General features: G+C 40.0%; 18 protein-coding genes. 7 read left to right on the top strand and 11 right to left on the bottom strand.

What is annotated here, in order from left to right; genetic code table 11:
* The first annotated feature begins 30 nt into the window (after window positions 1-30).
* Window positions 31-2304, top strand: coding sequence for a TonB-dependent receptor (locus HMPREF9449_RS13285; RefSeq protein WP_009137779.1), 2274 nt, complete (start codon window positions 31-33; stop codon window positions 2302-2304).
* Between the two features lie 39 nt (window positions 2305-2343).
* Window positions 2344-2661, top strand: coding sequence for a heavy-metal-associated domain-containing protein (locus tag HMPREF9449_RS13280; protein ID WP_009137778.1), 318 nt, complete (start codon window positions 2344-2346; stop codon window positions 2659-2661).
* Window positions 2662-2727: 66 nt separating this feature from the next.
* On the opposite strand, the gene HMPREF9449_RS13275 is transcribed toward HMPREF9449_RS13280, so the two are convergent.
* From HMPREF9449_RS13275 to HMPREF9449_RS13245, 7 genes are all read right to left on the bottom strand, one after another.
* Window positions 2728-3618 carry a sugar phosphate nucleotidyltransferase gene (locus tag HMPREF9449_RS13275; RefSeq protein WP_009137777.1) on the bottom strand — a complete coding sequence of 297 codons (891 nt, stop codon included), beginning with the start codon at window positions 3616-3618 and terminating at the stop codon, window positions 2728-2730.
* Between the two features lie 101 nt (window positions 3619-3719).
* Window positions 3720-5663, bottom strand: coding sequence for a glucosamine-6-phosphate deaminase (nagB, locus tag HMPREF9449_RS13270; protein WP_009137776.1), 1944 nt, complete (start codon window positions 5661-5663; stop codon window positions 3720-3722).
* A 48-nt stretch (window positions 5664-5711) separates the two neighbouring features.
* Entirely contained in the window at window positions 5712-6947 is a 1236-nt protein-coding gene (locus HMPREF9449_RS13265) for an ROK family transcriptional regulator (RefSeq protein WP_009137775.1), read from the bottom strand.
* Window positions 6948-7171: 224 nt separating this feature from the next.
* Window positions 7172-8107 carry a hypothetical protein gene (locus HMPREF9449_RS13260; protein ID WP_009137774.1) on the bottom strand — a complete coding sequence of 312 codons (936 nt, stop codon included), beginning with the start codon at window positions 8105-8107 and terminating at the stop codon, window positions 7172-7174.
* Between the two features lie 27 nt (window positions 8108-8134).
* The gene (locus tag HMPREF9449_RS13255; protein WP_009137773.1) at window positions 8135-9805 is read right to left on the bottom strand and encodes a SusD/RagB family nutrient-binding outer membrane lipoprotein; all 1671 of its coding nucleotides are present in this window, start codon (window positions 9803-9805) and stop codon (window positions 8135-8137) included.
* Between the two features lie 12 nt (window positions 9806-9817).
* On the bottom strand, window positions 9818-12997 hold the full coding sequence (locus HMPREF9449_RS13250) for a SusC/RagA family TonB-linked outer membrane protein (RefSeq protein WP_040611956.1): 3180 nt from the start codon (window positions 12995-12997) through the stop codon (window positions 9818-9820).
* Window positions 12998-13984: 987 nt separating this feature from the next.
* On the bottom strand, window positions 13985-14215 hold the full coding sequence (locus tag HMPREF9449_RS13245; RefSeq protein WP_040611954.1) for a hypothetical protein: 231 nt from the start codon (window positions 14213-14215) through the stop codon (window positions 13985-13987).
* 360 nt (window positions 14216-14575) lie between these two features.
* On the opposite strand from HMPREF9449_RS13245, the gene HMPREF9449_RS13235 reads away from it, so the two are divergent.
* On the top strand, window positions 14576-17029 hold the full coding sequence (locus HMPREF9449_RS13235; protein ID WP_009137771.1) for a subtilase family N-terminal domain-containing protein: 2454 nt from the start codon (window positions 14576-14578) through the stop codon (window positions 17027-17029).
* 5 nt (window positions 17030-17034) lie between these two features.
* Window positions 17035-18021 carry a PorV/PorQ family protein gene (locus tag HMPREF9449_RS13230; protein WP_009137770.1) on the top strand — a complete coding sequence of 329 codons (987 nt, stop codon included), beginning with the start codon at window positions 17035-17037 and terminating at the stop codon, window positions 18019-18021.
* A 294-nt stretch (window positions 18022-18315) separates the two neighbouring features.
* Here the strand turns inward: HMPREF9449_RS13230 and trxA are convergent, their stop codons facing one another.
* The 3 genes from trxA to purN all read right to left on the bottom strand — a co-directional run bounded on the left by trxA (window position 18316) and on the right by purN (window position 23102).
* On the bottom strand, window positions 18316-18633 hold the full coding sequence (gene trxA, locus HMPREF9449_RS13225) for a thioredoxin (RefSeq protein ID WP_009137769.1): 318 nt from the start codon (window positions 18631-18633) through the stop codon (window positions 18316-18318).
* Window positions 18634-18774: 141 nt separating this feature from the next.
* A complete protein-coding gene (gene dnaE / locus HMPREF9449_RS13220) occupies window positions 18775-22461 on the bottom strand; it encodes a DNA polymerase III subunit alpha (RefSeq protein WP_009137768.1) in 3687 nt (1228 codons plus the stop codon).
* A 65-nt stretch (window positions 22462-22526) separates the two neighbouring features.
* Window positions 22527-23102, bottom strand: coding sequence for a phosphoribosylglycinamide formyltransferase (purN, locus tag HMPREF9449_RS13215; RefSeq protein ID WP_009137767.1), 576 nt, complete (start codon window positions 23100-23102; stop codon window positions 22527-22529).
* Window positions 23103-23272: 170 nt separating this feature from the next.
* Here purN and HMPREF9449_RS13210 point away from each other — a divergent pair, with 170 nt between their 5' ends.
* From HMPREF9449_RS13210 to rnc, 3 genes are read left to right on the top strand one after another with little or no spacing between them, the layout of a single operon-like run.
* Window positions 23273-23509, top strand: a complete 237-nt coding sequence (locus HMPREF9449_RS13210) for an acyl carrier protein (RefSeq protein WP_009137766.1) — start codon at window positions 23273-23275, stop codon at window positions 23507-23509.
* Window positions 23510-23527: 18 nt separating this feature from the next.
* A complete protein-coding gene (gene fabF, locus HMPREF9449_RS13205; protein ID WP_009137765.1) occupies window positions 23528-24772 on the top strand; it encodes a beta-ketoacyl-ACP synthase II in 1245 nt (414 codons plus the stop codon).
* Between the two features lie 21 nt (window positions 24773-24793).
* Window positions 24794-25537, top strand: a complete 744-nt coding sequence (gene rnc, locus HMPREF9449_RS13200; protein WP_009137764.1) for a ribonuclease III — start codon at window positions 24794-24796, stop codon at window positions 25535-25537.
* A 75-nt stretch (window positions 25538-25612) separates the two neighbouring features.
* Here the strand turns inward: rnc and efp are convergent, their stop codons facing one another.
* Entirely contained in the window at window positions 25613-26179 is a 567-nt protein-coding gene (gene efp, locus HMPREF9449_RS13195; protein WP_009137763.1) for an elongation factor P, read from the bottom strand.
* Window positions 26180-26463: the final 284 nt, after the last annotated feature.

The raw sequence follows: 26463 nt of genomic DNA, 5'->3' as shown, positions 1-26463 counted from the left end.
TGAAATGTGTTATTGCTAATATGATTCGTGATGAAATTCTTATGTATTTTATTTTTTTGTTGTATTGGTCGGTTGGCCTATACACAACAATTAGAAGGACGGGTTTGGGAAGAGAATGCAGGAGTAAAAAATGTTTTGCCGGGTGCTAATGTATATTGGGTAGGTTCGACAGTTGGGGCTACTACGGATCAGGAGGGACAGTTCCGTATAGAAAAGAGAGTCGGGGCAAAACTGGTGGTGAGTTTTATCGGTTATCGTTCCGATACGTTGACAGTTAGAGCGGAAGATAATTATGTCGAAGTGGTGTTGAAAAGCGGGCAGGAATTGGATGAAGTAAATGTGGTAAAACGGGGACCGGGTACCATTATCAATACTCGTAGTCCTTTGATTGAACAAGTCATTACGGGAGAGGAATTGTGCAGAGCAGCCTGCTGTAATTTGGGAGAAAGCTTTACGACCAATGCTTCCGTAGACGTATCCTATGCAGATGCTGTTACGGGAGCCAAACAAATTCAGCTATTGGGTTTAAATGGGAAATATGTACAGATGATGACGGAAAATATGCCCAATTTCCGGGGTGTTTCTGCTTTATATGGATTGAGTTATATTCCGGGGCCTTGGATGAGTGCGATATCCGTTTCTAAGGGAAGTGGTTCGGTGATTAATGGATACGAGGCCATTGCCGGGCAGATCAGTGTCGATTATAAAAAACCGCAAGATTCCGAAAAATTATTTGTAAACTTGTATGGAAGTGATGAAGGTATGGTCGAGTTTAACATGAATACCGGAATTCGCTTAAATGATAAGTGGAGTACAGCTATTTTGGCTCATGGGGACTGGATGAATCAATCCCACGACGGGCATCGTGATGGTTTTTTGGATATGCCTCGCAAGACTCAGTATAATTTGATGAACCGATGGGCTTATAAAACTGATACCTGGTTTTTACAGTTTGGTGGAAAACTTCTGGATGAAGATCGTTTGGGAGGGCAGAAAGGATTCCGGAAAAATATGCGATCAAAAATAGGAGAGGGTAATTTGTATGGAATAGGGATAACATCCAGACGTTATGAAGGATTTCTGAAAATAGGTTATCTGATGCCGCAATATGAAAATACCAGTATGGCCTTGTTGATAAATTATACGGATCATACACAGGATGCATACTACGGAGCCCGGGAGTATGATGCCGGCCAACGTTCTCTCTTTGTCAACTATATTTATCAGTCTATTTTCGGAAACAATCCGGACCAGAAATTTTCTACCGGTTTTTCTTTCAACTATGATCGGTATAAAGAAAATTTCAACGACTATGTGCTGAGGGGAATGGAATTTGTCCGGACGGATCCGGTATACTGGACCCGGGAGGAAAAAGTCGGAGGGGCTTTTTTCCAATATACGGGACATTTTTGGACAAAATTGACATTAATGGCCGGTTTGAGGTATGATTACCATAACATAGCCGGCAGTTTTGTAACTCCTCGTTTTCATATATCGTATGCTCCGGATGAACTGACTACTTTAAAATTTTCTGCCGGTCAAGGGAGTCGCTGGGCGAATGTATTGGCTGAAAACAGTTATTTGTTAGCTTCCGGGCGTTCTGTATATGTAAATAATAAATTATTGGTGAGTCATCCGGAAGAATTAAAACAATTGAAAATGGAGAGGGCTTGGAATTTTGGAGTTCTTTTCAACCGGAAATTTATTCTTTTTGACCGTATATTAAATATTAGTTTAGATTATTACCGGACGAATTTTTCCCGTCAGGTTATGGCCGATAATGAGACTTTTCCCGGTAAAATTAATTTTTACAATTTGCAGGGGAAATCTTATTCAAATTGCTATCAGGCGGAAGTCCGGTACGAATTGATTCCCCGTCTGGATATGCTATTGGCTTATCGTTACAACGATGCCCGGGTAACGTATGTCGGAGAAAATGGAGAACGGCAGCTCATGCGTACCCCTCTTCAAAGTAGGTATAAAGGATTGATCAATTTTTCGTATTATACAAATATGAAAAAATGGCAGTTCGATTTTACGATGCAACTGAATGGTTCTGGGAGATTACCTGGTGAGAGGGGAAATTTTGAATCTTATCAGCTGATGAATGCTCAGGTCACGAAATTTTTCCGGAAATGGAGTATATATGCCGGTTGTGAAAATATAGGGGATTTTATGCAGGAACATCCGATAATAGCGGCAGATGCTCCCTGGAGCCAAGAATTTGATGCTTCCCAGATTTGGGGACCTATACATGGACGTAAATTTTATATCGGATTACGTTTTGCCATCGATCGGGAATAGAAAATGTAAGTTACAACTTGAATAATAAATTTGACTTGAATGATGAAAACACTAAAAATTGTATGTTTATTGATGTTGGCTTTTTGCTGGGTGACAAAAGCAGAAGCTGCGAATAAAGAGGTAAAAACCATCGTTTATCACGCTACTTTACATTGTGAATCTTGTAAAGCGAAAGTGGAAAAGAATATCCCTTTTGAAAAAGGCGTAAAAAATTTAGATGTAAATCTGGAGAAACAAACGGTTACTATTACTTTTCGGACCGATAAAAATACCCCGGAAAAATTGCAGAAAGCAATAGAAAAATTGAATATTCCGGTGTCTGGTTTTGAAGAACAGAAAACTCCTTCTGCAAAATAATCTTCAGGGACGGAGGGAAGGCGTTATTTCCGGAACTACTCCCTTCCCCCCTTTCCCGGGATTATTTTATAAGTTGCTGTATTTGCCTTCTGCGTCGAAAGCGGCTAATGCGGCATTCACTCCGGGAGTATCTTCTTTATAAGTTATCCCGAACCATTTGGCATCCGTTTTCAATACTTTTACTTTAGCGGCTTTTTCCTTTAATACCTGATCGACAACTTTCGGAATATAAAATTCGGATTTCAAGTTGTCTTTGTTTTGAGGATAAAATTCCTGGAATTGTTTTTCAATTTCTCCGAAAACCGTAGGCATGAATCCCCAGAAATTCATAGAAACTACATCGTCAGGGTTAAGCACTCTGCCTAGTTCTTCGTCTTTAATGGTGCCATCCGGCAATGTACCGATTTTGGTACACTCTGTGACGGCTGTCAGATAATAATCTTTATCTACTTCGCAGACACCTCTGGAGACTGTACCGTTTTCTGATAAGGTAGAGGCTAAGCGGTAACCTATCAGGCAATATTCTTTTTCATTTTGATTTGCTGCTAAAAAATCATGGGCTTTAACGAATGCGTCGCTTCCGTAAAAGTCATCGGCGTTTAAAGCGGCGAAAGGTTCGTGAATAGCGTCTTTGGCGCACCAGATCGCGTGGGCTGTTCCCCAGGGTTTTTCCCTTTCAATCGGGGGTAACCCACCGGGGAGTTTATTCATATCCTGATAGCAATAAACCGTTTCTACTAAATTTTCGGCATATTTCCCGACGAAATTTTTGAATTCTTCAGCAAAACTTTCCCGGATGATAAAGACAATTTTATCAAATCCAGCTTGTACTGCGTCGTAAATAGTGTAATGTAATAGGGCTTTTTTATGAGGCCCCAAGGGAGTAATTTGTTTTAGGCTGCCGAATCTGGATCCCATGCCGGCGGCCATAATTAATAGTGTAGTTTTATTTTTCATAATGTTTAGATTTGAAAATTCCTTATTTAGAAATTATTTGCTTTAAATGGAGAACCGGAAAGGATCGCCTTTATGAAGGCCCTTCCTTTCCGGTAGTAAAATTATTTGGTTCCTTTTTTATGTATATAGCGGGCGAATACCTCCATAGCTTCGTATTCCGCCATTCCTAATTTGTTATAGATATCGGCTGTATTCCGGTTACGGTCTTCCGCTCTTTGCCAGAATTCGCGGGGATCATCACCGGGGAAAGCGGGGCCATTGTTTTGAGACCCGTGTTTATAAATGGATTTCCGTTTAATGGATAATTCAGACGGACTGATCGGCACTGCCATATCCACTTTTTCAATTTCCCATTCCATCCAGGCTCCTCTATACCACCAGGTGTAGCAATTTTTAAACCATTCGTCTTCACATACAATGTCGTAAGCTTTTAAAATGGCATCAAGGCATACGCCATGTGTCCCGTGAGGATCTGCTAAATCACCGGCTGCATAGATCTGGTGGGGTTGTACTTCTCTGAGTAATTTTACGATGATATCGATGTCTGCCTGGCTTAAGGGTTTTTTCTTCACAGAACCGGTTTCATAAAACGGTAGATTCAGAAAATGTACATGATCTTCAGGGATACCGAGGTACCGATCTGCCCCTCTTGCTTCTGCCCGGCGAAGAGCTCCTTTGAAAGGGAGTAATTCTTCCGGTTCATCGTCTTCCGGTTTACGGTCAGCTATAATTTGTTTTACTTTTTCAAAAGCGGCGTCCATCGTTTGGGTATCTCCTCCTACCAGATGAGTAAAAGCTGCGGCAATATCCATTTGCTGATAAATATAATCGTCCAGTACGGCGATATTACCGGAAGTTTCATAAGCTACATGTACATCGTGTCCTTGTTCGACTAAGCGGGCAAAAGTTCCGCCCATCGAAATGACATCGTCGTCCGGGTGGGGGCTGAAAATCAATACCCGTTTCGGATAGGGGAATGCTCTTTCCGGACGCGTTGTGTCGTCTGCGTGAGGTTTCCCTCCGGGCCATCCCGTGATGGTATGCTGGAGATCGTTAAAAACCTGTATATTCACTTTATTGGCAGAACCGAACGTTTTGATGAGGTCACTCATCCCGTTGTCCATATAATCTTTGTTTTCTACTTTCAGGATAGGTTTATTTACCTTTTGGCATAACCAGATAACGGCTTTCCGAATCAGTTTGTCGTTCCATTTCACCTTGCTTACCAGCCAGGGACGGTCTGCCCGGGTTAATTCTTCTGCGGCTTTGATATCGATGAAAAATCCTACATTCGGATGGGTTTGCAGGAAGGTAGCGGGTACTTTGTCTGACACACTTCCTTCGACGGTTTCTTTAATGATAGAAGCTTTCTTTTCGCCCCATGCCAGTAAAACAATTCTTTTTGCTTTTAAAATAGTACCGACTCCCATGGTAATTGCCCGGGTCGGAACTTTATCTTTTCCGCCGAAATCTCCTGCTGCATCTTGTATGGTCAGATCGTTCAGATAAACCATGCGGGTTGTGGAAGTAGGTAGGGAGCCCGGTTCATTAAAACCGATATGTCCGGTTCTACCGATTCCCAGGACTTGAAGGTCTATGCCTCCTGCGCTTTCTATTTGCTGATCATAAGCTTTGCAGAATTTTTCAATCTCTTCGGATGTTAGTGTCCCGTCGGGGATGTGAATATTAGCTGGGTCAATGTCTATGTGGTCGAATAGATGGTGATGCATGAAGTAGTGATAACTTTGTTCAGATTCTTTAGGCATCGGCAAATATTCGTCCAGATTAAAGGTGATGACATTTTGGAAAGAAAGTCCTTCTTCCTTATGCATTCTCACCAATTCCTCGTATAACTTTATCGGAGATGAACCAGTTGCCAGTCCCAGTACACATTTTTCGTTTTTTTCTGCTTTAGAACGGATTAAATTGGCAATTTCTTTCGCAACTGTAACGACGGCTGTGGCCGGTTCTTCGTAAATCTGTACGGGTATCTTTTCATACCTGTTGGCTCCTTCACCGGTAGCGATGTATGTATTCATTAACATAGGTTGGATATTATATAAGTTTTTATTTCTACGGCTATTGTATTCTCTTTAATAGAGTGAAAAATTGCTTTCCGAATCGTAATAAAGATTTTTCATGACGAGCATCAAGGTACCCATAATGGTGGAATGAGAGTTCAAATCGCTCAATTTAATTTCACATTGATTTTTTAGACGAGTAAGCGTATATTTGTTCAATATCTGTTGGATCGGTGCGATGATAAGGTCTCCGGAATCGGCCATTTCTCCTCCGATTACCAGTACTTGGGGATTGAATAAATGAATCAGGGTAGAGATTCCTTCTCCGATTTTTTCTCCCGCTTTTTGAAGTAAGTCGATGGCAAAGATATCGTCTTGTTTGGCTGCTTTAATAATCATACCTAAGGTGATTTCTTCGTCTTTGGCAAGCGTCTGAATAGCTGTTTTGGTACCTTTTTGTATAGCTTCCCTGGCGTTTCTGACGATAGCTCTTCCGGAAGCTACTGTTTCCAGGCAACCTACTTTCCCGCAATAACACTGTCCGTTTAATCCGGATATCCGGATATGGCCGAATTCCCCGGCCATTCCTTTATAACCGGTATAAGGCTGTGAATTTAAAATCATCCCTAATCCGATACATTCATTTACGCTAATACATAAGGCATCGGAAATACCCTTTGCTACGCCGAAAGTATGTTCGGCCAAGGCCATCACTTTGGAATCATTGTCAATGAATACGGGGATACCCAGCATCTTTTCCAGTACTTTTTTAATATTGGTATCTTCGTATACAAAATAAGTAAATGAATTACCATCGCTATCAATGAGTCCGGGTATGGCAAATCCTGCCACTTTTATTTTTTTATAGGAGATATTGAGCTCGGAAAGAGTCTGGTTAATTTTATCCTGAATATATTGTAAGTTTTCTTCGTTTGTTTTTTCGTCTTCCAGTACGGAACGGTATATTTTTATTTCGCCGATAATTTCTTTCCGGAGGTTGAAAATAGCAATTTTTAAATGTTCCCGTCCCACATCTACACCCATGATATAGGCAGCATCCGGATTTAATGAAAAAATGTGAGGTCGTTTACCTCCGATAGACATTCCCTGTCCCTGATCAGTTACCCAACCTTCTTCAATTAGTTCGTCGATCATTCTGCTAATTGTCGGAGTCGTCATATTTGTTAGGCGGCATATTTCAGGCTTGGACAATTCTCCCATTTTGTAAAGAAAGCCGATGATATCTTTTTTTTGTTGGTATCTTTTTTCTTTTAAACCGGGTAATGAATTTTTGTTTGTCGATAGCATTTTCTTTTGTTTAGGAAAATAATTGATTACAAAAGTAACAAAACTTACTAAAAAAATTATTAAAGAAATGAATTATTTTAGAAGCATTTAATAATTTTTGCATAAAACGATGGGTGGGTAAAGAGATGGCGGGGAAAGTAGAAAAAGAAGGAAAAGAAAAATGTGAATTAAAAAACTCATAGCAAGGATAAACCCTGCTATGAGTGAGGAAAAGGATTCGTTATTTATTCACCCGTGACAGTAATAAGATAAGATACGTCTCCGAATCCTCCTCCGGCGTCCGGCACATCAGCACTTAGCGTAAATGAAAGTGCATTATCGCAGGTGGAAGCTTGAGCATTCGTGGCAGGGGTATAATAACCCAGCCAGAAATCCAGTCCCTGATACCAACCGGCACATACCATCTGTGCGGGGATAATGAGGGAATAGTCTACTTTGTTGATCCACACTTTTAGCGTTCCTCCTGTATCCCAGATATCGGTAATCAATACTCCGAACAAATCGCTTTCAGATATCCCTTCCGGAAGGGATTCCGGTAAATCGCCGTCCGCTAAAGCCGTTACGTTTACGGGATATTCTGTTCCGTCTTCATTACATATGGCCGGACCAATAAAATTTTCTTCTATAAAAGGACAGAAAGCGGTATAACTTACCCGGTAGGAATATGTGCGGCTGCCGATCTGCCAGCCGGTAAATAATTTATTGTTATACCCCATTTCTGAAGTCCAGCCCGGCACGACAAAGCCATTGTTTAAAACAACATTGGCAGTAAAGCTCATATTATCACCTAATTCCGGACTTGCTATGCCGAGTTGTTGACAGATTTTTTCCATATTCAGGGTAATTTCCACCGGAAAAGTAGTGATCTGATCTTCTACGATGACCGTTTTTATTTCTTTAGCGGCGTTGGTGTATACACACATCAGCTCTGCATTTTTCATATAACTGTAATCTCCCTGTTGAGAAGGAATTTGCAGCTTAATTTTGTAATTCCCTTCAGTTGTACCTGCATTTAGTACGCCATCCGTGCCTTCTACGCGAGTGACATCGATAGCGACTCCTCTTTTAACATCGTCCAGTGGATAAGGAAGATCCCTGTCGCAACTGCTAAAAGCGATGGCAAACAAACCTATTATGAATATTGTTTTTATATGTTTCATATCTCTGGTATTTAATATTATTAAAAGCTATTTATCCCAAAATACATTTGAACTAGAGACATTTCGTCCGGTATTTTTAATATTGGAATTCCGGCTGATTTCACTATTTGGATACCACATAATTCTCTGGAAGGCGTTTAAGCCTTTTAAAGGTACTATTTGTGGACCTACAGTGGGCGTTTTGTCTTTCAAATAAGGAGAAATGGCTTCTCCGTTTTCCGGAGCAAATAATTTGGGATAACCGGTCCGGCGGATGTCATTGTAAGCTTCTACGCTGTTGAAGAAATTAGCAATCCACTTTTGCGTCATTACAATTTCCATTTTGCCTTCTGCTGAGGCAGCGTCGTATTTTTTCATGATGTTTTCCAGAAAGGTCGTTAACGTTTCACCGCCTATTGTCGGTACAGTTGCGTTGCTGGCTACCGAAACACTGTTTACATGGTAAACGGATTTCTCTATTCCTTCCTGTAAATAGGCTTTGGCATCTCCGGCAATTTCTCCGGCAAGAACCAGTTCTGCTAACATAAAAGGCACGGAATAAGCTTGGATCATTTTTTCCGGAGCAATCCCATTCCCTACACTCTGGTCGCATTTTCCGCCTTGCCCGTCGTCATATTTCCCGCCACAGGGATAAATACCGATAAAAGTAGAGGTGGCTCTTTGGTCATTACCTGCCGCAGAGGAGTTAGAGGCCATAAGTATGGAAATAAAAGCTCCGTCACGGTAATCTGTTTCGTTCTGAGCTTCATCTGTCGCCCTTTTCTGATTTACCCAGTAATAAGGAATTCGGGGATCCGTGATACCGGCAAACGGATTTTCTTTCGCATTATAGGTTTTGCCAGACATAATTTCGTAAAACCAGGGGTTGATATAATAGGTGCTTTGTCCGCCTAAATATTCATCCACATACGCTTGATTTCGTTCATCCGGATTATCTTGTGCCGAATGTTTTAATTCGAAATCTTCTCCATTTTGCAGGAAATTGTTTTCGTTCAGTAAAGCCGTCAATTTAGCGGACCAATCGGTAATTTCCCCTTTTGCTTTCCGGGATTGAACTAACAGTCTCAGTTCAAGGGTGTTGGCCATGCGGATCCATTTTTCGACGTCACCTTTATAGATAATATCCGCATCTTTGGGTTTTAATAAATTGGCTGCTTCTGTGTCGTTCAGGTTCGCTTTGGCTTCTTCAATCAGACTGATGAGGTTGTTGTAAATATCCTGACTGGCATCTGCTTTGGGGGCTGTAATTGCTTCTACGTTAAATTCACTATAAGGGATATCTCCCCACAGATCAACCAAACCGGCAAACACATAAGCTTTGATTAATTTACCGATTCCTGCATAAATCATATTCTCTTCCGCTTCGGCTGACATAATTACGGCATCGGCATTTTTTAGCGTGGATACATATGCTTGCAACCAGGTGTTGCCTAGGTTTGCAGCAGTGGCTGAGATTCCGTAATTATCCACTTCCCGGGAAGTCAGGTGGTGAACGTAAGAAGGAAGTATAGAACCCATATAATATCCCGGAGCAAACGTCATGCCGGCGTTGTATTCTACGTTCGTGAGCAATTTCGGCAACTCTGCCGTGGTCGGCAGATTCGGGTCGGTGTTAATATCCAGAAAATCTTTCTGACAACTTGTGGCAAGCAATATTAACGTTCCCGTAAATATTTTGGTAAAATATCTTATTTTCATATCGTCTCGTATTTAGAATGTCAACTTCAGGTTAAACCCATAACGTTTGGCTGAAGGTGCTGAGGTATAATCGATACCCTGTACATTTCCTCCGCCATAACTACCCGCTGTCGGATCGTAATTGGTATGTTTCGGTACATTCGGTGCATAGAACCACAGGTTGCGGGCGACAAAAGAGAGGCTGGCACTTCCTAAAAAGGTTTTTTTCAGCCATCTTTTAGGAAAATCATAACTGAGGGATAATTCTCTCAAACGAAGTACTGTCGCATCGTAGGTAGCAACTTCGTCTACACCGTTGATAGCAAAGGTGGAAACCGAGGAACTGCTTACAAAGTATAAATCACTTTCCGTCATTTGTACATAATTCGGAATCTTTTGGCCCTGGGAATTCAATAAAGGTTTTTTGGTCGTCGGATCTCCTAATACTCCCGGAAGAATACGGGTGCCCAACCGGTCTTCTGTGTCCTTGGTAACCCCTCTTCCCAATAGGTCGGTCACATAAGTACTGTACATACAACCGCCATATTGTAAATCAAACATGATATTAAATGAAAATCCCCTATAAGAAAAAGTGTTGCTTAAACTGGCTTTAAAATCGGGATTCGGATCGCCTATAATGCCTTCTTCATCCGCTATCAAATAAGCTCCTGAATTCGGGTCTACCAGCAAATTTCCTTCTTCATCTCTGGCTAATTTAGTCCCTTTTAAAATTCCGTAAGGCTCTCCTACCTTCAATACCGGTTTGGGAGTGGAAAAAGCTCCGCCGACAGTAATTTCTTCTACTCCGTTGATTAATTCTTTGACTTCACTCCAGTTTTTAGAGAAGGTTCCGTATAAATTCCATTTAAAGCCACCTGCTATGACAGGAGTAGCATCCAATCCGATTTCCAGCCCGTGATTGTTCATCTTACCGAAATTGGTGTAATAACTGGTATAACCTGTAGAATAAGGCAGACTTAAAGGTGCAATCTGGTCGGTACTGTTGCGGTTATAATAAGAAAAATCCAGGTTCAGCCGGCTGTTAAACATTTGCAGATCCAGTCCGACTTCTACTTCCGATGTAAACTCCGGTTTTAATTTCGGGTCGAATCTTACATCGCGTAGTGCCATTTGAGCTTGTCCCAGATAAGGTTGTCCTAACAGATAAGTGCCATTATTGTAATAAGGACTGGCATCATTTCCTACTTTAGCCCAACTTGCCCGAATTTTACCAAAATTCAATGCATTGCTATTGATATGGAAAGCATCCGTAAATACAAAAGAGGCTGTTACGGCAGGATAGAAATAACTTCTGTGGTCTTTGGGCAGGGTAGAGGACCAGTCGTTGCGGGCACTTACTCCCAAGAACAGATAGTTTTTGAAGTCGAATGTTATATCAGCAAAAAGGGCCCATAAACTTCTGCGGGAATAGTATTCCTCGGCTGTTTGAGATTCTGTATTTTCCAGATTATATACCCCCGGGGACATAATATTCAGACCGCTTATTTTTCTTTGGGTTTCGGTTAATTGATTGACATTATTCCCGAGGGTGGCTTTAAAGCCGATATCTTCGGTGATGTCTTTATTAATATTGATCAACAAAGTAGATTCGATTTCCTGTGTAGTATATTCATCTGTCAGGATACGGCCTTTTCCTCCTAATGCCCGGGATCCCAGATTTAAAACTTCTTTACGGTCCATTTTGTAATCGTTGATACCCAAAGTGTAATCTACAGATAGCCAGCTTAAAAAATCATATCCCAGATTTATCTTAGCAACGGTACGGTCCATCGTGGTTTCAATTTTGTTATTTTTCCAGGACCATAAAGGATTATCGGCTTGATCTCCTACGAAAAACAGAGAGCCGCCGGAAGGAGTTTCATAAGGGAGTGACATATCCCAGCTGCGTCCGAGAATGAGGGCGCGGGCGAAAGAGGAAGCTCCGATACCGCTGGACTGGTTATTTCCGTACATCGGACCGTGTTGAATAGTCCGGGAATAAGATAAATTACCGCCTACACGTAATCCGTTTGATAATTCGTAGTTCCCTCCTACGCCGATAGAATATCTTTCGAAATCGGCATGTGGAATATAACTATCTTGTTTCATTCGGGAAATAGTAGTGTTGAAATTGCCCTTTTCTCCTACTTGGGAAATATTCAAAGATCCTTCGTAAATACCTCCGATACGGAATAAATCTTTTACGTTGTTCTTATAGGCTTTATAAGGAACCATTTCCGGTAAATCCGGATAATTGGCTCTGTAAATGCCTCCTCCGTATATATCCAAAGGTACTTCTGTTACCTCTGCAAAATCTGCTCCCCAAGATCCGTTGGCACCTCCTGGAATAAAATTATTACCTGTTCCGTACTTGTTTTGATAATCCGGTAACTTACCTATGGTTTCAATAGTGTAAGAGCCTGTAAGCGTCACTTCAAGACCTTTTTGTGCATTGGTTTTTTTGGAACCGGATTTAGTCGTAATTAATACTACCCCATTCGCAGCACGCGATCCGTACAGAGCAGAAGCTGCCGCTCCTTTTAAAACACTCATGCTTTCAATATCATTCGGGTCCAGCGTAGAAAGTCCGCTTCCGTATGCACCTCCGGCCTCACTGGCCTGATTTGAGGATGTCGTTTCATTATTACTATAGGGAATTCCGTCTACGACATAAAGAGGTTGGTTATTTCCTAAAAAAGAAGAATTTCCTCTTATTGTAATTCGAGTGGCACTCCCTGCCGCTCCCGAAGGAGCATTGATGACAACTCCTGGAATTTTTCCATCCAAAGCCCGTAAAATATCCGGTTCTGCTTTCTGTACTCCTTCGTCGGCATCCACTTTTGCAACGCTATATCCCAACCCCCTTTCTGCTCTTCTCAATCCCATGGCGGTTACCAAGACTTCGTCCATACGCATGCTTTCGTTTTCCAGTTTTACGTCAATCACCTTTTTTGTCCCAATAGCAATCTCCTGAGATTTCATGCCGACGAAAGAAAATACTAACACTACATCTCCCGGAACATTTAAAGCATAATGACCATCGATGTCAGTCGATGTGCCTGTGCTTGTTCCCTTGATAACGATAGTTACTCCAGGGAGCGGCGTACCATCAGAGGCATCTGTAACCGTACCGGTTACCTGCCTCTCCTGGGCCATACTAAGCTGTATTCCCAACATCATCAGGAATACACATAGTCCGATTAATTTTCTCATACATTGTAATTTTAAGTTAGACATCATTTAGGCGGTTTGTTTTTAAGATTAAATCATATTGTGTATATTAAATTTAACAAATGGAAATATTTTTTAATGCATACTTGCTTAGTAAGCAGGTGACAAATTCAAAAGTAGTTGATTATATGCTACTTAGTTGTTAGTATACTATTGTCGTTATGTAAAGAAAGACTTTTTAAGAAAATATTAATTCAATATATATACAACAATACAAATATATGTAAAATATTATCAGTTCCAACATTTTTGCTGAAAATTTTCCATATTTGAATAATTATGTAATTTATTTAGGCTGGATAAGCCTTGTATTTTTTATAAAATAGGTTTTTTTGATAAAATTAAATTGTTTCATTTTTATTGAATAATAAATCTAAATATAGATAAATTATTTTTCTTTTAAGATGTTGTTTTAATAGGAGATTTATTACAAAAAAATAGTTCTATAAATGACTGTAAATAGTATATTTACTGGATTTCATTTGTGATATTGTTTGATAATTTAATTCATTTTAATTATTATATATTACAAATTTATGTAAATAATTAATTAACTATAAATTGTAATTATAATGATTTTATAATTATCATATTAATTCATATTGTACAATTAAATTGAAAATGAATATTTATTTTCAAATTTGAAATAAATAATGATGAATTTCCCCTAACTATTATCTCTTAAAATTCTAAAATTCATATTGTAATAGGATTTTTTTGAATTTGTCACCTGCTTACTAAGCAGCTTATCTTTTTCAGTAAATCCTCAAAATATTGTATTTATTTAATATATTTTATAATAAATATACATATATGTTTTTTGTTTACTGTTCTTTTTTTATTTTCTGCACCCCTGCTTACTGGACAAAAATCGATTAATACTCTTAAACGGATAAAATATGAAAATGAAATTGATATATTTTTATTTTTCCTTGCCTTTCTATTCTCTGCTTGTGAGGATGATTTCGATTATTTATATTCCGGCCCGTATAATGAGAGGGAAGAGTGGGTGCCCTTAGATAGGACAATAGCGCCGTATTTACCATCCGGACCTCTAATACAACCGCCGATATCCCGGGAAAGAGGTTGTTTACCGATGCCGGTACTTTTGGGGATTTTGCCGTTGCAGTGAATAATGATCTCAATACAATGTTTATTTAAGAATATATAGGGTGTTTTGTATCCTTCCGGGTCCGTCATTTTGTTGCGGGTTTGCTTATCAAAAGGTAGAGTCCTAAGGAGTTTATCCGGTGAGCATTTTTTATGGGTGAAAACAGAGTGACCCTGGATTTCTGAGAAAGGGTATAAATACAAAAAGTATTTACACCATTTTTAATAAATGAATAGGTGAATATTCTTTCAAGGCTTTTTTTCTGGAAAAAGTTTGTACTTTATTTTTCGGTTTAGCTTTATAAACGTTTTCGTAAAAAATTGTTTCAGGTCCTTTTATCCGATTTTTCTTTTTTAAAAAATTGGATGGTTTTAGTATATTTTCGATAATAATTGTGTATAATTGCGAATTAAAAAATAACAAACTTAAACCAATATTAATACTAAAGTATGAAATTTAAATTATTTGCCGTATTTATTCTTATTTTCCTGTTTTCGTGTCAGGACGATGAGTTTAGGGAAAACGATCTGCAAAAGGAACCAGGAGAAGTGGTTTTGAATGAAGATGCTTACCTGAAGGGTTGTATAAGAATCCGTTTGAAAACCAGTGCAGAACCGAATATACAATTGTCTTCGGTGGATGGTAAAGCACAAACCGGAATTGGGCGTCTGGATGAAATTGCGGCCCAATTAGGGGCTTCTAGGATTGAACGATTATTTCCTGATGCGGGAAAATTTGAAGCCAGAACTAGGAAAGCGGGTTTACATTTATGGTATAATGTTTATTATGATGAAGAGATACCCACAACGCGTGCAGTATCGGATTTTTCCGATATTCCTGAAATCGATTACGTAGAACCGATTCGCAAGATTGTACAGATAGGAAATACGAATAAAATTGTGCCGGCAGAAACGTATAAGGCGATGGTGGCGAATTCATCTTTGCCGATGAACGATCCGCTTTTACAAGATCAATGGCATTATCAAAACGATGGAACTTTGGCTTATTCCAAGAAAGGAGCGGATATCAATTTATTTAAAGCGTGGGAGATAACGCATGGTTCTCCGGATGTGATTGTGGCGATTGTAGACGGAGGTATTGATATAAATCACGAAGATTTAGCGGCTAACATATGGGTAAACACGGCCGAAAAGAATGGGACGTCCGGGAAAGATGACGATGGCAATGGATATAAAGATGATGTTTATGGATGGAATTTTGTCGATAATAGCGCGACCATTGTCCCTCATTCGCATGGTACCCATGTTGCCGGAACGGTTGCTGCTGTGAATAATAATGGCAAGGGAGTATGTGGGGTTGCAGGTGGAAGTGGCCATGGGGATGGGGTACGTTTGATGAGTTGCCAGATTTTCAAACCAAATCCTTCGAATCCGGAGAAAGATTTGGGTTCAAGTTTGCTACCTGCTGCTATAAAATACGGAGCGGATAACGGTGCCGTTATTTCTCAGAACAGCTGGGGATTTCAATATCCGGATAGAAACCATACCAGCATGGACGGAGCTACCCGGGCAGCTATTGATTATTTCATTAATTATGCGGGTATAGACGAAAACGGAAATCAGGTAGGTCCTATGAAAGGAGGAATTGTTATTTTTGCTGCGGGAAATGAAGATGACGATTATCTGGCTTATCCGGCTTCTTACCAGAAAGTACTTTCTGTAGCTTCTATTGCTCCGGATTATGTAAAAGCTTGGTATTCAAATTATGCCGATTGGGTAGATGTTACAGCTCCTGGAGGGACACAGGGATTAGGATATAAATATACGGATAAATGTATGGTATTGAGTACTCTTCCGGATAATGGTTATGGGTATATGCAAGGAACTTCCATGGCTTGTCCTCATGTTTCCGGGATTGCAGCTCTGGTGGTTTCTAAAAAAGGAGGGCCTGGTTTTACTCCTGATGCTTTGAGGAAGATGTTAGTAGAAGGAGTGAAAGATATTGATTCTTATAATCCTGTTTATCAAGGCAAAATGGGCTCTGGCTATATCGATGCGGCTTTGGTTTTAGGGGGAGGGGCCGGGATTCCTCCTCAGCAAGTGGGAAATTTGCAGGTAGCTTGGCGAGCTACTTCTGCTGATTTAACTTGGACTGTGCCGGAAGATGAAGACGATGGCAAACCATCTGGTTTTGAAATTTATTGGAGTACCACTTCTTTGTCTGGAGTGAATTTAAATACGCTTCCGTCAGAACAGAGAAAAACGGTGGATATCGAAGATCGAAATGTAGGGGATAAGGTAGAAGCTACGGTCACTGATTTGAAGGTGGGAAATACTTATTATATGGCGGTTGTTGCCGTGGATGCTTGGGGAAATGTTTCCGAGGCTGCTTATATAAGTGGAACTACGGTGAATAATCCTCCTCAGCTTATAAAAGAATTCAGTAATTTGTATTTTGGAAAATTAGGTTCCCGTCAAGAAATCACATTGGCTGAATATTTCGAAGATAAAGACGGAGAGAGGTTAAGCTATGAAGTGAGTATGGATAAGAGCGGAGTTGTTAAAGCGGAAGTCAGTGAGGAAGGAATATTGACGATTACTGCTTTAAAATACGGAACCGTAAAAATTACGGTATCGGCTAAAGACTCTCAAACAGCTTGTACTTCAAGTTTTATGTTGACTTCTCGCGATGACTCCAAAGAAATAGAATTTTATCCGAATCCGGTAGCAGATAAATTGAATATCCGGATGGGTAAAAATGTAGAAGGAGCGATAAAGGTTAATATTTATAATGCTGCCGGTGTAGCAGTGGTGAAAGAAAATACCGCTATTAATCCTTATGCCCCGGTAGCTGTTGATATGAGTAAATTGAGTGGCGGTTCCTATTTGGTCGTTGTTAATTATGGAGGAAAAGAGTATAAAAATAATGTAATTAAATTGTAAAAATTATGTGGTGTAAATTTCTATATATTAGTTTATGTATTTTTGTTTTTTCCGTTTTAAAGGTATCTGCCCAGCAAAATGATTCGGGAGCTGTATCTTTTCTGAAAATTACTCCGGATGCACGTTCGGGAGGGATGGGAGAAATAGGGGTTGCTCTGCCGACAAATGCTTTTGCTTTTTATCATAATGCGGCAGCTGTTGTGTTTGCTCGTGAAAAGGCTGCTATTGCCTATTCTTATATTCCTTGGATGAGGGATAAAGTATCGGGTTATGATTTCCATACAGGAGGTGGATTTTTTAAGATTGGAGAAAAACAAGGGATTGTAGCCGGATTTCGTTATCTAACGTATCCTTCGATAGAGACTATAGATGAGGATGGAAATTCGGCAGGTAAGGCAGAGCCCAATGAATGGGCAGTAGATCTGGGATACTCCAGAGTTATCGTTAAAAATTTTGCTCTAGCTCTTACTGCACATTATATTCATTCGGATATGGGTATGGCGGATGCAGCTTCTGCTGTGGCTTTTGATTTGGGTTTGTATTACCATCGTAAAACTTCTTTATTAGAAGGGGCTGTGTGGACAGTTGGTTTGCAGGTAGCCAATATTGGAACGAAAATAAAATATGCCGATACGAAATATGATTTACCAGGGGTAGCCAAATTAGGCGGTTCTCTCTCTCTTCCGTTTTCAAAGAGTCATCAGTTGTTATGTGGAGTCGATCTGAATTATCAGCTTATTCCTTCCGGCAGCGAATTATTTAGTGGGGGAGTAGGAGCTGAGTATACTTTTAAACAATTGGTATCCGTGAGAGGAGGTTATCATTTTGCCGATGAAGATAAAGGTGGAGAAAATTATGCGACTGTAGGTTGCGGATTGAATATTTGCAATATTACGGGAGATTTTTCTTGGTTGTCGGCTGATTCCGACAGTGCACTGAAAAATACTTACCGGTTGACTGTAGGATATCGTTTCGGGGCTAAGCGGAAGTAAATAAATTGGTGGAGAGAAACATCCTTCTACGAAAGGATCTGAAAGAAAAAGTGGATTTAGGAATAAATTTCTAAATCCACTTTTTTATTGAGAAATCGTGAAATGACTCTGGCGTATTTTGAAGATTAGCGTTCTTTGCTGGAGCCGGATCCGTTCGATGCAGATTGGCAAAACAAATAGCCTTAATTTATAGTTGTGTAACAGAGCCGAGTTTGCCCCTCGAAAGACTGAAAAATTTTGCTACTGAGGTTGGAGGAACGCTAACTTATACAAAAAATCCTTTTACACAGGTTCTTATAAGATTGCTTTTATTCTTTCTACCAAGGCTGTTTTAGGAGTAGCACCTACTTGTTTTTCTACTACTTCTCCGTTTTTAAAAAAAAGAATAGTCGGAATATGACGTATGCCGAAGCGTGCTGCTGTACCGGGACTACTGGCTGTGTCGACTTTTGCAACAACAAGTTTACCGGCGTATTCGGTAGCAATTTCTTCTACGATAGGCATCATCATTTTACAAGGGCCGCACCATTCTGCCCAGAAATCTACTAAAACCGGTAGTTCCGATTGCAATACTACTTCTTCAAAGTTAGAATCATTAACAATTATAGCCATAATAATTATTTTAAAAGTTCATATTTGTCTTAATATATAATGGGAAATGAGCTTTGGGGTCATTTCCCAGCTGAATGGTATTTTATGGTTCGTTTTGTCTTGTTATTTATTTACAAGATCTGACGGTTTTGCCCTGCGAAATTAATTAATTTTCATTTTAATAGCATCATTATTTTCAAAATATTCGTATAATTCTCTCGAACGTTCTATTTTGCAACTTCTTGAGAACATTTTTACATTATACCCGTTTTGATCGTAAAGTATAAAATTTAAAGGAACAGCGTCCGTGTTTTTATCGGTAGCATGTTTCCGGATAAATTGATTGTTTATTTCATTCAGCGTTTCTAAATTTAGCTGACTGATATCCACCATTAACGTAATGGATTTAATCAGTTTTTCTCCAATGACATTTAATAAATCGATACTATTGATATTAAAAGTAAGCTCGTTCGGATCATTGCTCCATTTTTTGGCTTGAACCTTTCCTTTGATGTATATAGCGGTTTCCAGAATAAAATAGTTGCGATATTTAATATAATCTTCTCCAAAAAATGGTAATTCGTAGGTTCCACTAAAATCTTCTATTGTCAGAATGCCGAAATCATTTCCTTTTCGGGTTTTGCCTTCCCGCTTATTAATGATGATTCCGGCTATTGTGATCTCTTTTTCCCGATAAACATTTAGATTGCTGCTGAGTTCCTCCAAAGGGGTACACAGTGCTTTTATTTCCAGTTTAAAGGGGTCTAAAGGATGTGATGTTAAATAAATCCCGATTAATTCCTTTTCTTTTTTCGATTTCTCCAGCTCTGTCCAGGGTTCGCAATGCGGAATATTCGGGCGGGCTACTTCATAGCCTTCCATTCCCCCAAAAAGGGATACCTGCAGATTCAGACTGTCTTTCTGGTTTTTCTGTCCGAAATTAATCAGAGTATCCAATACCGTCGTCGTAGCGTCTACTTGCTGGAAATATTGAGCCCGGTGGTAACCAAAACTGTCCAGTCCTCCTGCTACAACTAAATTCTCCAGTGTCTTCCGGTTTACGCTTTTGTAATCAATCCGCTCGAAGAAATCAAATACGTCTTTATAAGGACCGTTTTTAGTCCTCTCTTCGATGATTTTATCTACTGCTCCTTCTCCTACTCCTTTAATGGCTGCCATACCGAAGCGGATATCTCCTTTACTATTCACCATAAAATCGTTAAAGGATTCGTTCACATCCGGTGCCAATACCTTCAAACCCATCCTTTTGCATTCGTCCATGAATACCGTAACTTTTTCAATCTGGGAAAGGTTATTACTCAAGTTGGCCGCCATAAATTCTGCCGGGTAATGTGCTTTTAGGTAACCGGTTTGATAAGCGATATAAGCGTAACATACCGAATGTGATTTATTAAAAGCATAAGAGGCAAAGGCCTCCCAATCCCCCCAGATTTTGTTTACTAAAGTATCTACATCTTTCTCTTTCTCCTGGCAACCTTTGACAAATTCCGGATTATTTCGGCAACCTTGAATAAACTGGTCTTTCAGCTTATTCATCGTATCGATTTGTTTTTTACCCATGGCTTTTCGTAAGGTATCCGACATACCCCTGGTAAAATTACCCAAAGCCCGGGATTGCAGCATGACTTGTTCCTGATAGACCGTGATCCCATAAGTGTCTTTCAGATAAGGTTCCATCATGGGATGGTCGTAAACAATCGGTTCTTCCCCATGTTTCCGCTTTATAAACTGGGGTATATATTCCATCGGCCCCGGACGGTAAAGAGCATTCATGGCGACTAAATCCTCAAAACGGTTGGGTTGTAACGCTTTGAGGTGCTTTTTCATACCCGGCGACTCAAACTGGAACAGTCCGGTCGTTTCTCCCCGGGAGAAAAGTTCGAAGGTGGCTTTATCGTCCAGCGGAATTTGATTTTCGTCTATTTCTAAATGCTTGGAAGCTTTAATATTTTCCAAACAAGTCTTGATAATAGAAAGGGTTCTTAAACCCAGGAAGTCCATCTTGATTAAGCCGATCGGTTCCACAAAATGTCCGTCGTATTGGGTAGTCATTAAACTCTCTCCTTCAGTAGGCATAATCGGAATATGTTCTGTGAGAGGGTCTCTACTGATCAGTATACCGCAAGCATGTACTCCTGTTTGACGTACAGAACCTTCCAGGATTTCTGCCAACTGAATGGTTTTAGCAATAAGGGGATTCGGTGAGTTTTTTTCTTTTTCTAAATCCGGATTTTCCTTATAGGCTTTTTTTAAGGTCATTTTAGGTGCTTCGGGAACCATTTTTGCCAGCCGATTGGCTTCTGAGAGGTCCAGTTTCAATACGCGGGCTACGTCTTTAATAGCCATTTTGGCGGCCATACTGCCGAAGGTAACAATGTGGGCGACTTTGTCTGCTCCGTATTTTTGGGTTACCCATTCCAATACACGCTGGCGACCGTCATCGTCGAAATCTACGTCAATATCCGGTAGTGAAATACGGTCCGGATTCAGAAAGCGTTCAAATAGTAAATCGTATTTTACCGGGTCTATGCTGGTGATCCCCAGACAATAGGCTACAGCACTGCCGGCTGCTGATCCCCGGCCAGGGCCTACGATTACCCCCATATCGCGGGCTGCCTGAATAAAATCTTGAACGATTAAAAAATAGCCTGGAAAGCCCATCGTTTTCATGATGTGAAGTTCAAAAGTCAAACGTTCCCGTAATTCCGGCGACAGCTCTTCCCCATAACGTTTAACGGCTCCTTTCATCGTTAAAGCTTTTAAATAGTCCGCTTCCAGCTTGATTCGATAAAGCTTTTCATAGCCGCCTAATTTTTTTATTTTCTTAGCCGCTTCTTCTTCAGACATCACGACTTCTCCTTTTTCATTCCGGGTAAATTCCTGGAATAAATCTTCCGTCGAGAATTTCTTCCGGTATTCTTCTTCTGTACCGAATTCCAGTGGAATGGGAAAAACCGGCATAATGGGATCAGAATCGAGTTGATACTCTTCAACCTTATCGGCGACCTCCTGAGTGTTTTCAATAACCTCAGGCATATCTTTGAATAATTCTACCATCTCGCTTGTCGTTTTAAACCATTCCTGGCGGGTATAACGCATGCGATTGGGGTCATCGACATCTTTTCGGGTATTCAGGCAGATCAGCATGTCGTGCGCTTCTGCATCCTCTTCGTTGAGAAAATGTACGTCGTTGGTGGCAATGACTTTAATACCCAGTTTTTCACCAATTTGAAGAATATGCTTGATGCAAAGTTCCTGATTTTCGTATACTTCAGTTCTTAATTTGGGATCCGTTGCCGGATGGCGCATCACTTCCAGATAATAATCTTCTCCGAACAGATCTTTGTACCATTTTGCAGCGGCTTCTGCTCCGGCGATATTTCCGGCCATAATCTTTTGGGATATTTCACCTCCCAGACAGGCGGAAGAGACGATCAGTCCTTCGTGATGTTTTTCCAGTAAGGCCTTGTCTATACGGGGACGATAATAAAAACCGTCAATAAAAGCAACGGAACAAAGTTGAACCAGATTGGTATACCCCTGTTGGTTTTTGGCTAGTAAAATAAGGTGTTCTCCAGAGCGGTCGATGGGTTTTTCCTTATGATATAAAGATTCCCGGGCCACATAAGCTTCGCACCCCAATATGGGTTTAATCCCTTTTTTACGGCAAGTATCGTAAAAGAGCTTAATTCCGAACATATTGCCATGATCGGTCAGGGATAAAGCCGTCATACCGTCGGCTGTCGCTTTTTCAATCAAACCGGGTATACTGGCGGCTCCGTCGAGAATGGAATATTGGGAGTGGACGTGAAAATGCGTAAATTTCATACAGATGAATTTAGAAAATAGAAGCCGGTAAATTTAATGACTTCCCTTTGTTTTTAATGCTGTTTTCAGCTTTTTAAATTTTGGAGGATTTCCTCTATTACCCGGGGAAAATGTGCGTATTCCAATGCATGTACTTTTTTCGCCAGGCTTTCGGGGGTTTCTCCGGCTTCAACCGGGCAGCGGGCTTGAAAAATCGGATCCCCTTTGTCGTATTGATTATTAATATAATGAATGGTAATACCGCTTTCTTTTTCTCCGGCAGCAATAACAGCTTCGTGTACTTTCATGCCATACATGCCTTTTCCGCCATGATGGGGGAGTAAAGCCGGATGAATATTAATGATTCTGTTGGGAAAAGCGGATACGATAAAAGAAGGCATCAGCCATAAAAAGCCGGCTAATACGATAAAATCAATTTGGCGTTCCTGTAAAATTTGCAATACTTTTTCTTGATTTTTCAAATCTTCCCGGTTGAATAAGAAAGTAGGTATATTGTATTTTTCAGCTCTTTTCAAAACGTAAGCCTCCGCTACATTACAAAAGACCGAATCCACGGATATTTCAGGCTTAGAAAGGAAATATTGGATGATATTTTCGGCGTTAGAACCTGATCCAGAGGCAAATATTGCTATTTTTTTCATCTTGTAAAACGTTAAAAATCAATTGCATAAAGGTAATAAAACTTATATTCCTGTCAAAAAATTTTTTAGAAAAAAAATAAACTCTAACTTTGCGACGAGTTTTGATAAATATGCGTATGGAAAAATACGTGTGAGAGTAAAAATTAAATGTCTAATTAAAATTTAAAGTTATGTCTGACATTACAAGTAGAGTTAAGGCTATCATCGTTGACAAATTAGGAGTGGATGAAACAGAGGTTACTCCGGAAGCTACATTTACAAATGATTTGGGAGCTGACTCTTTGGATACAGTAGAATTGATTATGGAATTGGAAAAAGAATTCAATATTACGATTCCGGATGATCAAGCTGAAAAAATCACTACTGTAGGTGATGCTATCTCTTATGTAGAAGCTAACGCAAAGTAAAAAACCAATAACAATTCTATGAATTTGAAACGAGTAGTAATTACAGGTCTTGGAACAATCAACCCTCTTGGTCATAACGTACCGGAGTTTTGGGGCAATTTAATAAAAGGTGTCAGTGGCGCCGGTCCTATTACTCGTTTTGATGCATCAAAATTTCGTACACAATTTGCCTGTGAAGTAAAAGATTACGATCCGATTTCTTACTTTGATAAAAAAGAAGTTCGTAAAATGGATCTTTATACGCAATTCGGGTTAATTGCAGCCCGGGAGGCGCTTCAGGATTCAGGTCTGGATAAAGAACAGGAAAATGTTAAGAGAATTGGTGTAATTTGGGGGGCTGGAATTGGCGGTTTACAAACATTTTTTGAGGAATGTCGAGATTTCGCAACAGGAGATGGGACGCCAAGATTCAACCCTTTTTTTATACCTAAGATGATTGCCAATATGGCGGGTGGTATGATTGCTATAGAGCATGGATTTAAAGGTCCTAACTATACAACTGTATCTGCTTGCGCCTCGTCGGCTCATGCCTTGGTTGATGCATTAGACCTTATACGTTTAGGAAAAGCTGATGTTATTGTCGCCGGTGGTTCCGAAGCTGCTATTACAGTTCCGGGCGTGGGTGGTTTTAGTGCTATGAAAGCGATTTCTACGCGTAATGATGATCCGAAGACTGCTTCTCGTCCTTTTGATGCGGACAGAGACGGATTTGTTATCGGAGAAGGTGGTGCTTGCCTTATCATTGAAGAATACGAACATGCCGTAAAGAGAGGAGCTAAAATTTATGCGGAATTAGCCGGAGGCAGTGCAAATTGTGATGCCTATCATATGACAGCTCCCGATCCCACAGGTGAAGGGGCTTGTGACGTAATGCTCAATGCTCTTGAAAATGCCGGTCTCAAGTCTGAGGATGTAGATTATATTAATGTTCATGGTACTTCCACCGGTTTGGGAGATGTAGCCGAACCCAAAGCCATTCAGAAGGCATTTGGAGAACATGCTTACAATTTGAATATTAGTTCTACGAAATCAATGACAGGTCACCTCTTGGGGGCAGCCGGAGCAATAGAAGCTATTGCTTGTGTCTTGGCTGTGAAAAATGATGTGATTCCTCCCACCATTAACTTCCAGAACCTCGATCCTGAGCTGGATCCTAAATTGAATTTCACATTCAATAAAGCTCAACAACGAACAGTTAATGTGGCCATGAGTAATACTTTTGGTTTTGGTGGACACAATGCCTGTGTCGTTATTAAGAAATAATCACTTCTAATTTTTTGGGCAGTGGTTAGGAAAATCATTCAATCCATAAGACTTTATCTTCACAGGAACGATAAGTTTTATGGATTGTCTATTTCTCAAATTGGTTTTGTTCCGGGCAATCGGAATTTGTATAAATTGGCTTTGCTTCACAAGTCCGCTTCCCGGTATACGAAAAACGGTACCGTTTTGAATTACGAGCGGCTTGAGTTTTTGGGAGATGCTGTATTGGGCGCTATTATCGCTGAATTACTTTATAAGTTTTTTCCGATTAAGGACGAAGGTTTCCTGACCCGCGTCCGTTCGAAAGTGGTGAGTCGGGAATCTTTAAACGAACTGGCTATCAATATTGGCTTGGATAAGGCTGTGGTCGCAAAATCCGACATCTCTAAAAATAAACACGTGTACGGAGATGTATTCGAGGCTTTTATCGGTGCTATGTTTTTGGATCAGGGATTTGTCAATACTAAGAAATTTATTGAGAAATTTATTTTTCCGAATTTTTTTAATATCCGGGAATTGGTGACAGTCGACCGGAATTATAAAAGTCGTTTAATCGAATGGGGACAAAAAAACAGAAAGGAACTGTCCTTTGATGTTCGTGAGAACCTGAAAAGTCATAAAAATCGTTTCGAATGTGCCATTTCGATCGGTGGAACGGTCATGGGGAATGGAAATGGAGCTTCTAAAAAAGAAGCAGAACAAAATGCTGCAGAACGAGTAATTGAAAAGCTTACCGAAGAAGCAGAGGGGGAACTGGAAATATAATCCTGAATTTTAAGTAAAGAATAAAATAATTATAGCTGAGAACGACGGGTCGATCTCAACTATAAAAGTTGCTCTTTATCTTACTCTTTCTACATAGGTTCCTTCAGCCGTATTGATGCGGATTTTTTCTCCCATTTCGATAAAAAGAGGTACCATCACTTTCGCTCCTGTCTCTACTTCTGCCGGTTTTAAAGCTGTAGAAGAAGCTGTATCACCTTTTAAGCCCGGTTCGGTATAAGTGACTTCCAATACAACAGAAGGCAATAATTCTACATACAGGGGTGTTTCCGTATCTGCATGAACCACCATTTCTACGGCATCTCCTTCTTTTAAAAACTGGGGTGCATTGATTAATTCTTCCGGAATATTGACCTGATCGTAGGTCTCGGTATGCATCATTACATAATCCTCTCCGTCTTTGTATAAGAATTGATACGGACGGCGTTCGATACGGGCTGTATCCACTTTAATTCCCGAAGTAAATGTGTTTTCCAGCATTCTGCCGGTTTTTACATTTCTGAGTTTTGTTCTTACAAAAGCAGGACCTTTACCGGGTTTTACATGTTGGAACTGGACAATTGTGTATAAATCGTCTTTGAATACGATACATAATCCATTTTTGAAATCAGCTGTTGTTGCCATGTATTTGATTTTATTTTGATTAATTTTTTTCCTGTCGGCAAAAATAATAAAACTTTCTGTATTTTGTTCGTATAAAATCAGTTCAAGTGTATAAAATGGGAATACATTTCTATTTTCTGAATTGTTTAAATATAATTGTATAAATATTCAGCGAATTCAGCAACGAAGAGGATCCCTATTGCATCTTCTTTGATAAATAAATATCCGCTTTGTCTGTCAAAGGCCTGGGAGGCCATCGGGATCAATAGTATCTTTCGGTTTTTTTCGGAGAAATGTTTCTTTCC

Origin of the sequence: Odoribacter laneus YIT 12061 (genome assembly GCF_000243215.1) — a bacterium.
Classification (GTDB): domain Bacteria; phylum Bacteroidota; class Bacteroidia; order Bacteroidales; family Marinifilaceae; genus Culturomica; species Culturomica lanea.
Note: the sequence above shows the minus strand (reverse complement) of the source record. Positions and strands in the feature narration are given on the sequence as shown.

What these genes read in the sequence shown, in the direction of transcription:
- HMPREF9449_RS13285 (WP_009137779.1), top strand. Translation starts at nt 31, where the DNA reads ATGAAATTCTTATGTATTTTATTTTTTTGTTGTATTGGTCGGTTGGCC.
- HMPREF9449_RS13280 (WP_009137778.1), top strand. Translation starts at nt 2,344, where the DNA reads ATGATGAAAACACTAAAAATTGTATGTTTATTGATGTTGGCTTTTTGC.
- HMPREF9449_RS13275 (WP_009137777.1), bottom strand. Translation starts at nt 3,618, where the DNA reads ATGAAAAATAAAACTACACTATTAATTATGGCCGCCGGCATGGGATCC.
- nagB (WP_009137776.1), bottom strand. Translation starts at nt 5,663, where the DNA reads ATGTTAATGAATACATACATCGCTACCGGTGAAGGAGCCAACAGGTAT.
- HMPREF9449_RS13265 (WP_009137775.1), bottom strand. Translation starts at nt 6,947, where the DNA reads ATGCTATCGACAAACAAAAATTCATTACCCGGTTTAAAAGAAAAAAGA.
- HMPREF9449_RS13260 (WP_009137774.1), bottom strand. Translation starts at nt 8,107, where the DNA reads ATGAAACATATAAAAACAATATTCATAATAGGTTTGTTTGCCATCGCT.
- HMPREF9449_RS13255 (WP_009137773.1), bottom strand. Translation starts at nt 9,805, where the DNA reads ATGAAAATAAGATATTTTACCAAAATATTTACGGGAACGTTAATATTG.
- HMPREF9449_RS13250 (WP_040611956.1), bottom strand. Translation starts at nt 12,997, where the DNA reads ATGAGAAAATTAATCGGACTATGTGTATTCCTGATGATGTTGGGAATA.
- HMPREF9449_RS13245 (WP_040611954.1), bottom strand. Translation starts at nt 14,215, where the DNA reads ATGACGGACCCGGAAGGATACAAAACACCCTATATATTCTTAAATAAA.
- HMPREF9449_RS13235 (WP_009137771.1), top strand. Translation starts at nt 14,576, where the DNA reads ATGAAATTTAAATTATTTGCCGTATTTATTCTTATTTTCCTGTTTTCG.
- HMPREF9449_RS13230 (WP_009137770.1), top strand. Translation starts at nt 17,035, where the DNA reads ATGTGGTGTAAATTTCTATATATTAGTTTATGTATTTTTGTTTTTTCC.
- trxA (WP_009137769.1), bottom strand. Translation starts at nt 18,633, where the DNA reads ATGGCTATAATTGTTAATGATTCTAACTTTGAAGAAGTAGTATTGCAA.
- dnaE (WP_009137768.1), bottom strand. Translation starts at nt 22,461, where the DNA reads ATGAAATTTACGCATTTTCACGTCCACTCCCAATATTCCATTCTCGAC.
- purN (WP_009137767.1), bottom strand. Translation starts at nt 23,102, where the DNA reads ATGAAAAAAATAGCAATATTTGCCTCTGGATCAGGTTCTAACGCCGAA.
- HMPREF9449_RS13210 (WP_009137766.1), top strand. Translation starts at nt 23,273, where the DNA reads ATGTCTGACATTACAAGTAGAGTTAAGGCTATCATCGTTGACAAATTA.
- fabF (WP_009137765.1), top strand. Translation starts at nt 23,528, where the DNA reads ATGAATTTGAAACGAGTAGTAATTACAGGTCTTGGAACAATCAACCCT.
- efp (WP_009137763.1), bottom strand. Translation starts at nt 26,179, where the DNA reads ATGGCAACAACAGCTGATTTCAAAAATGGATTATGTATCGTATTCAAA.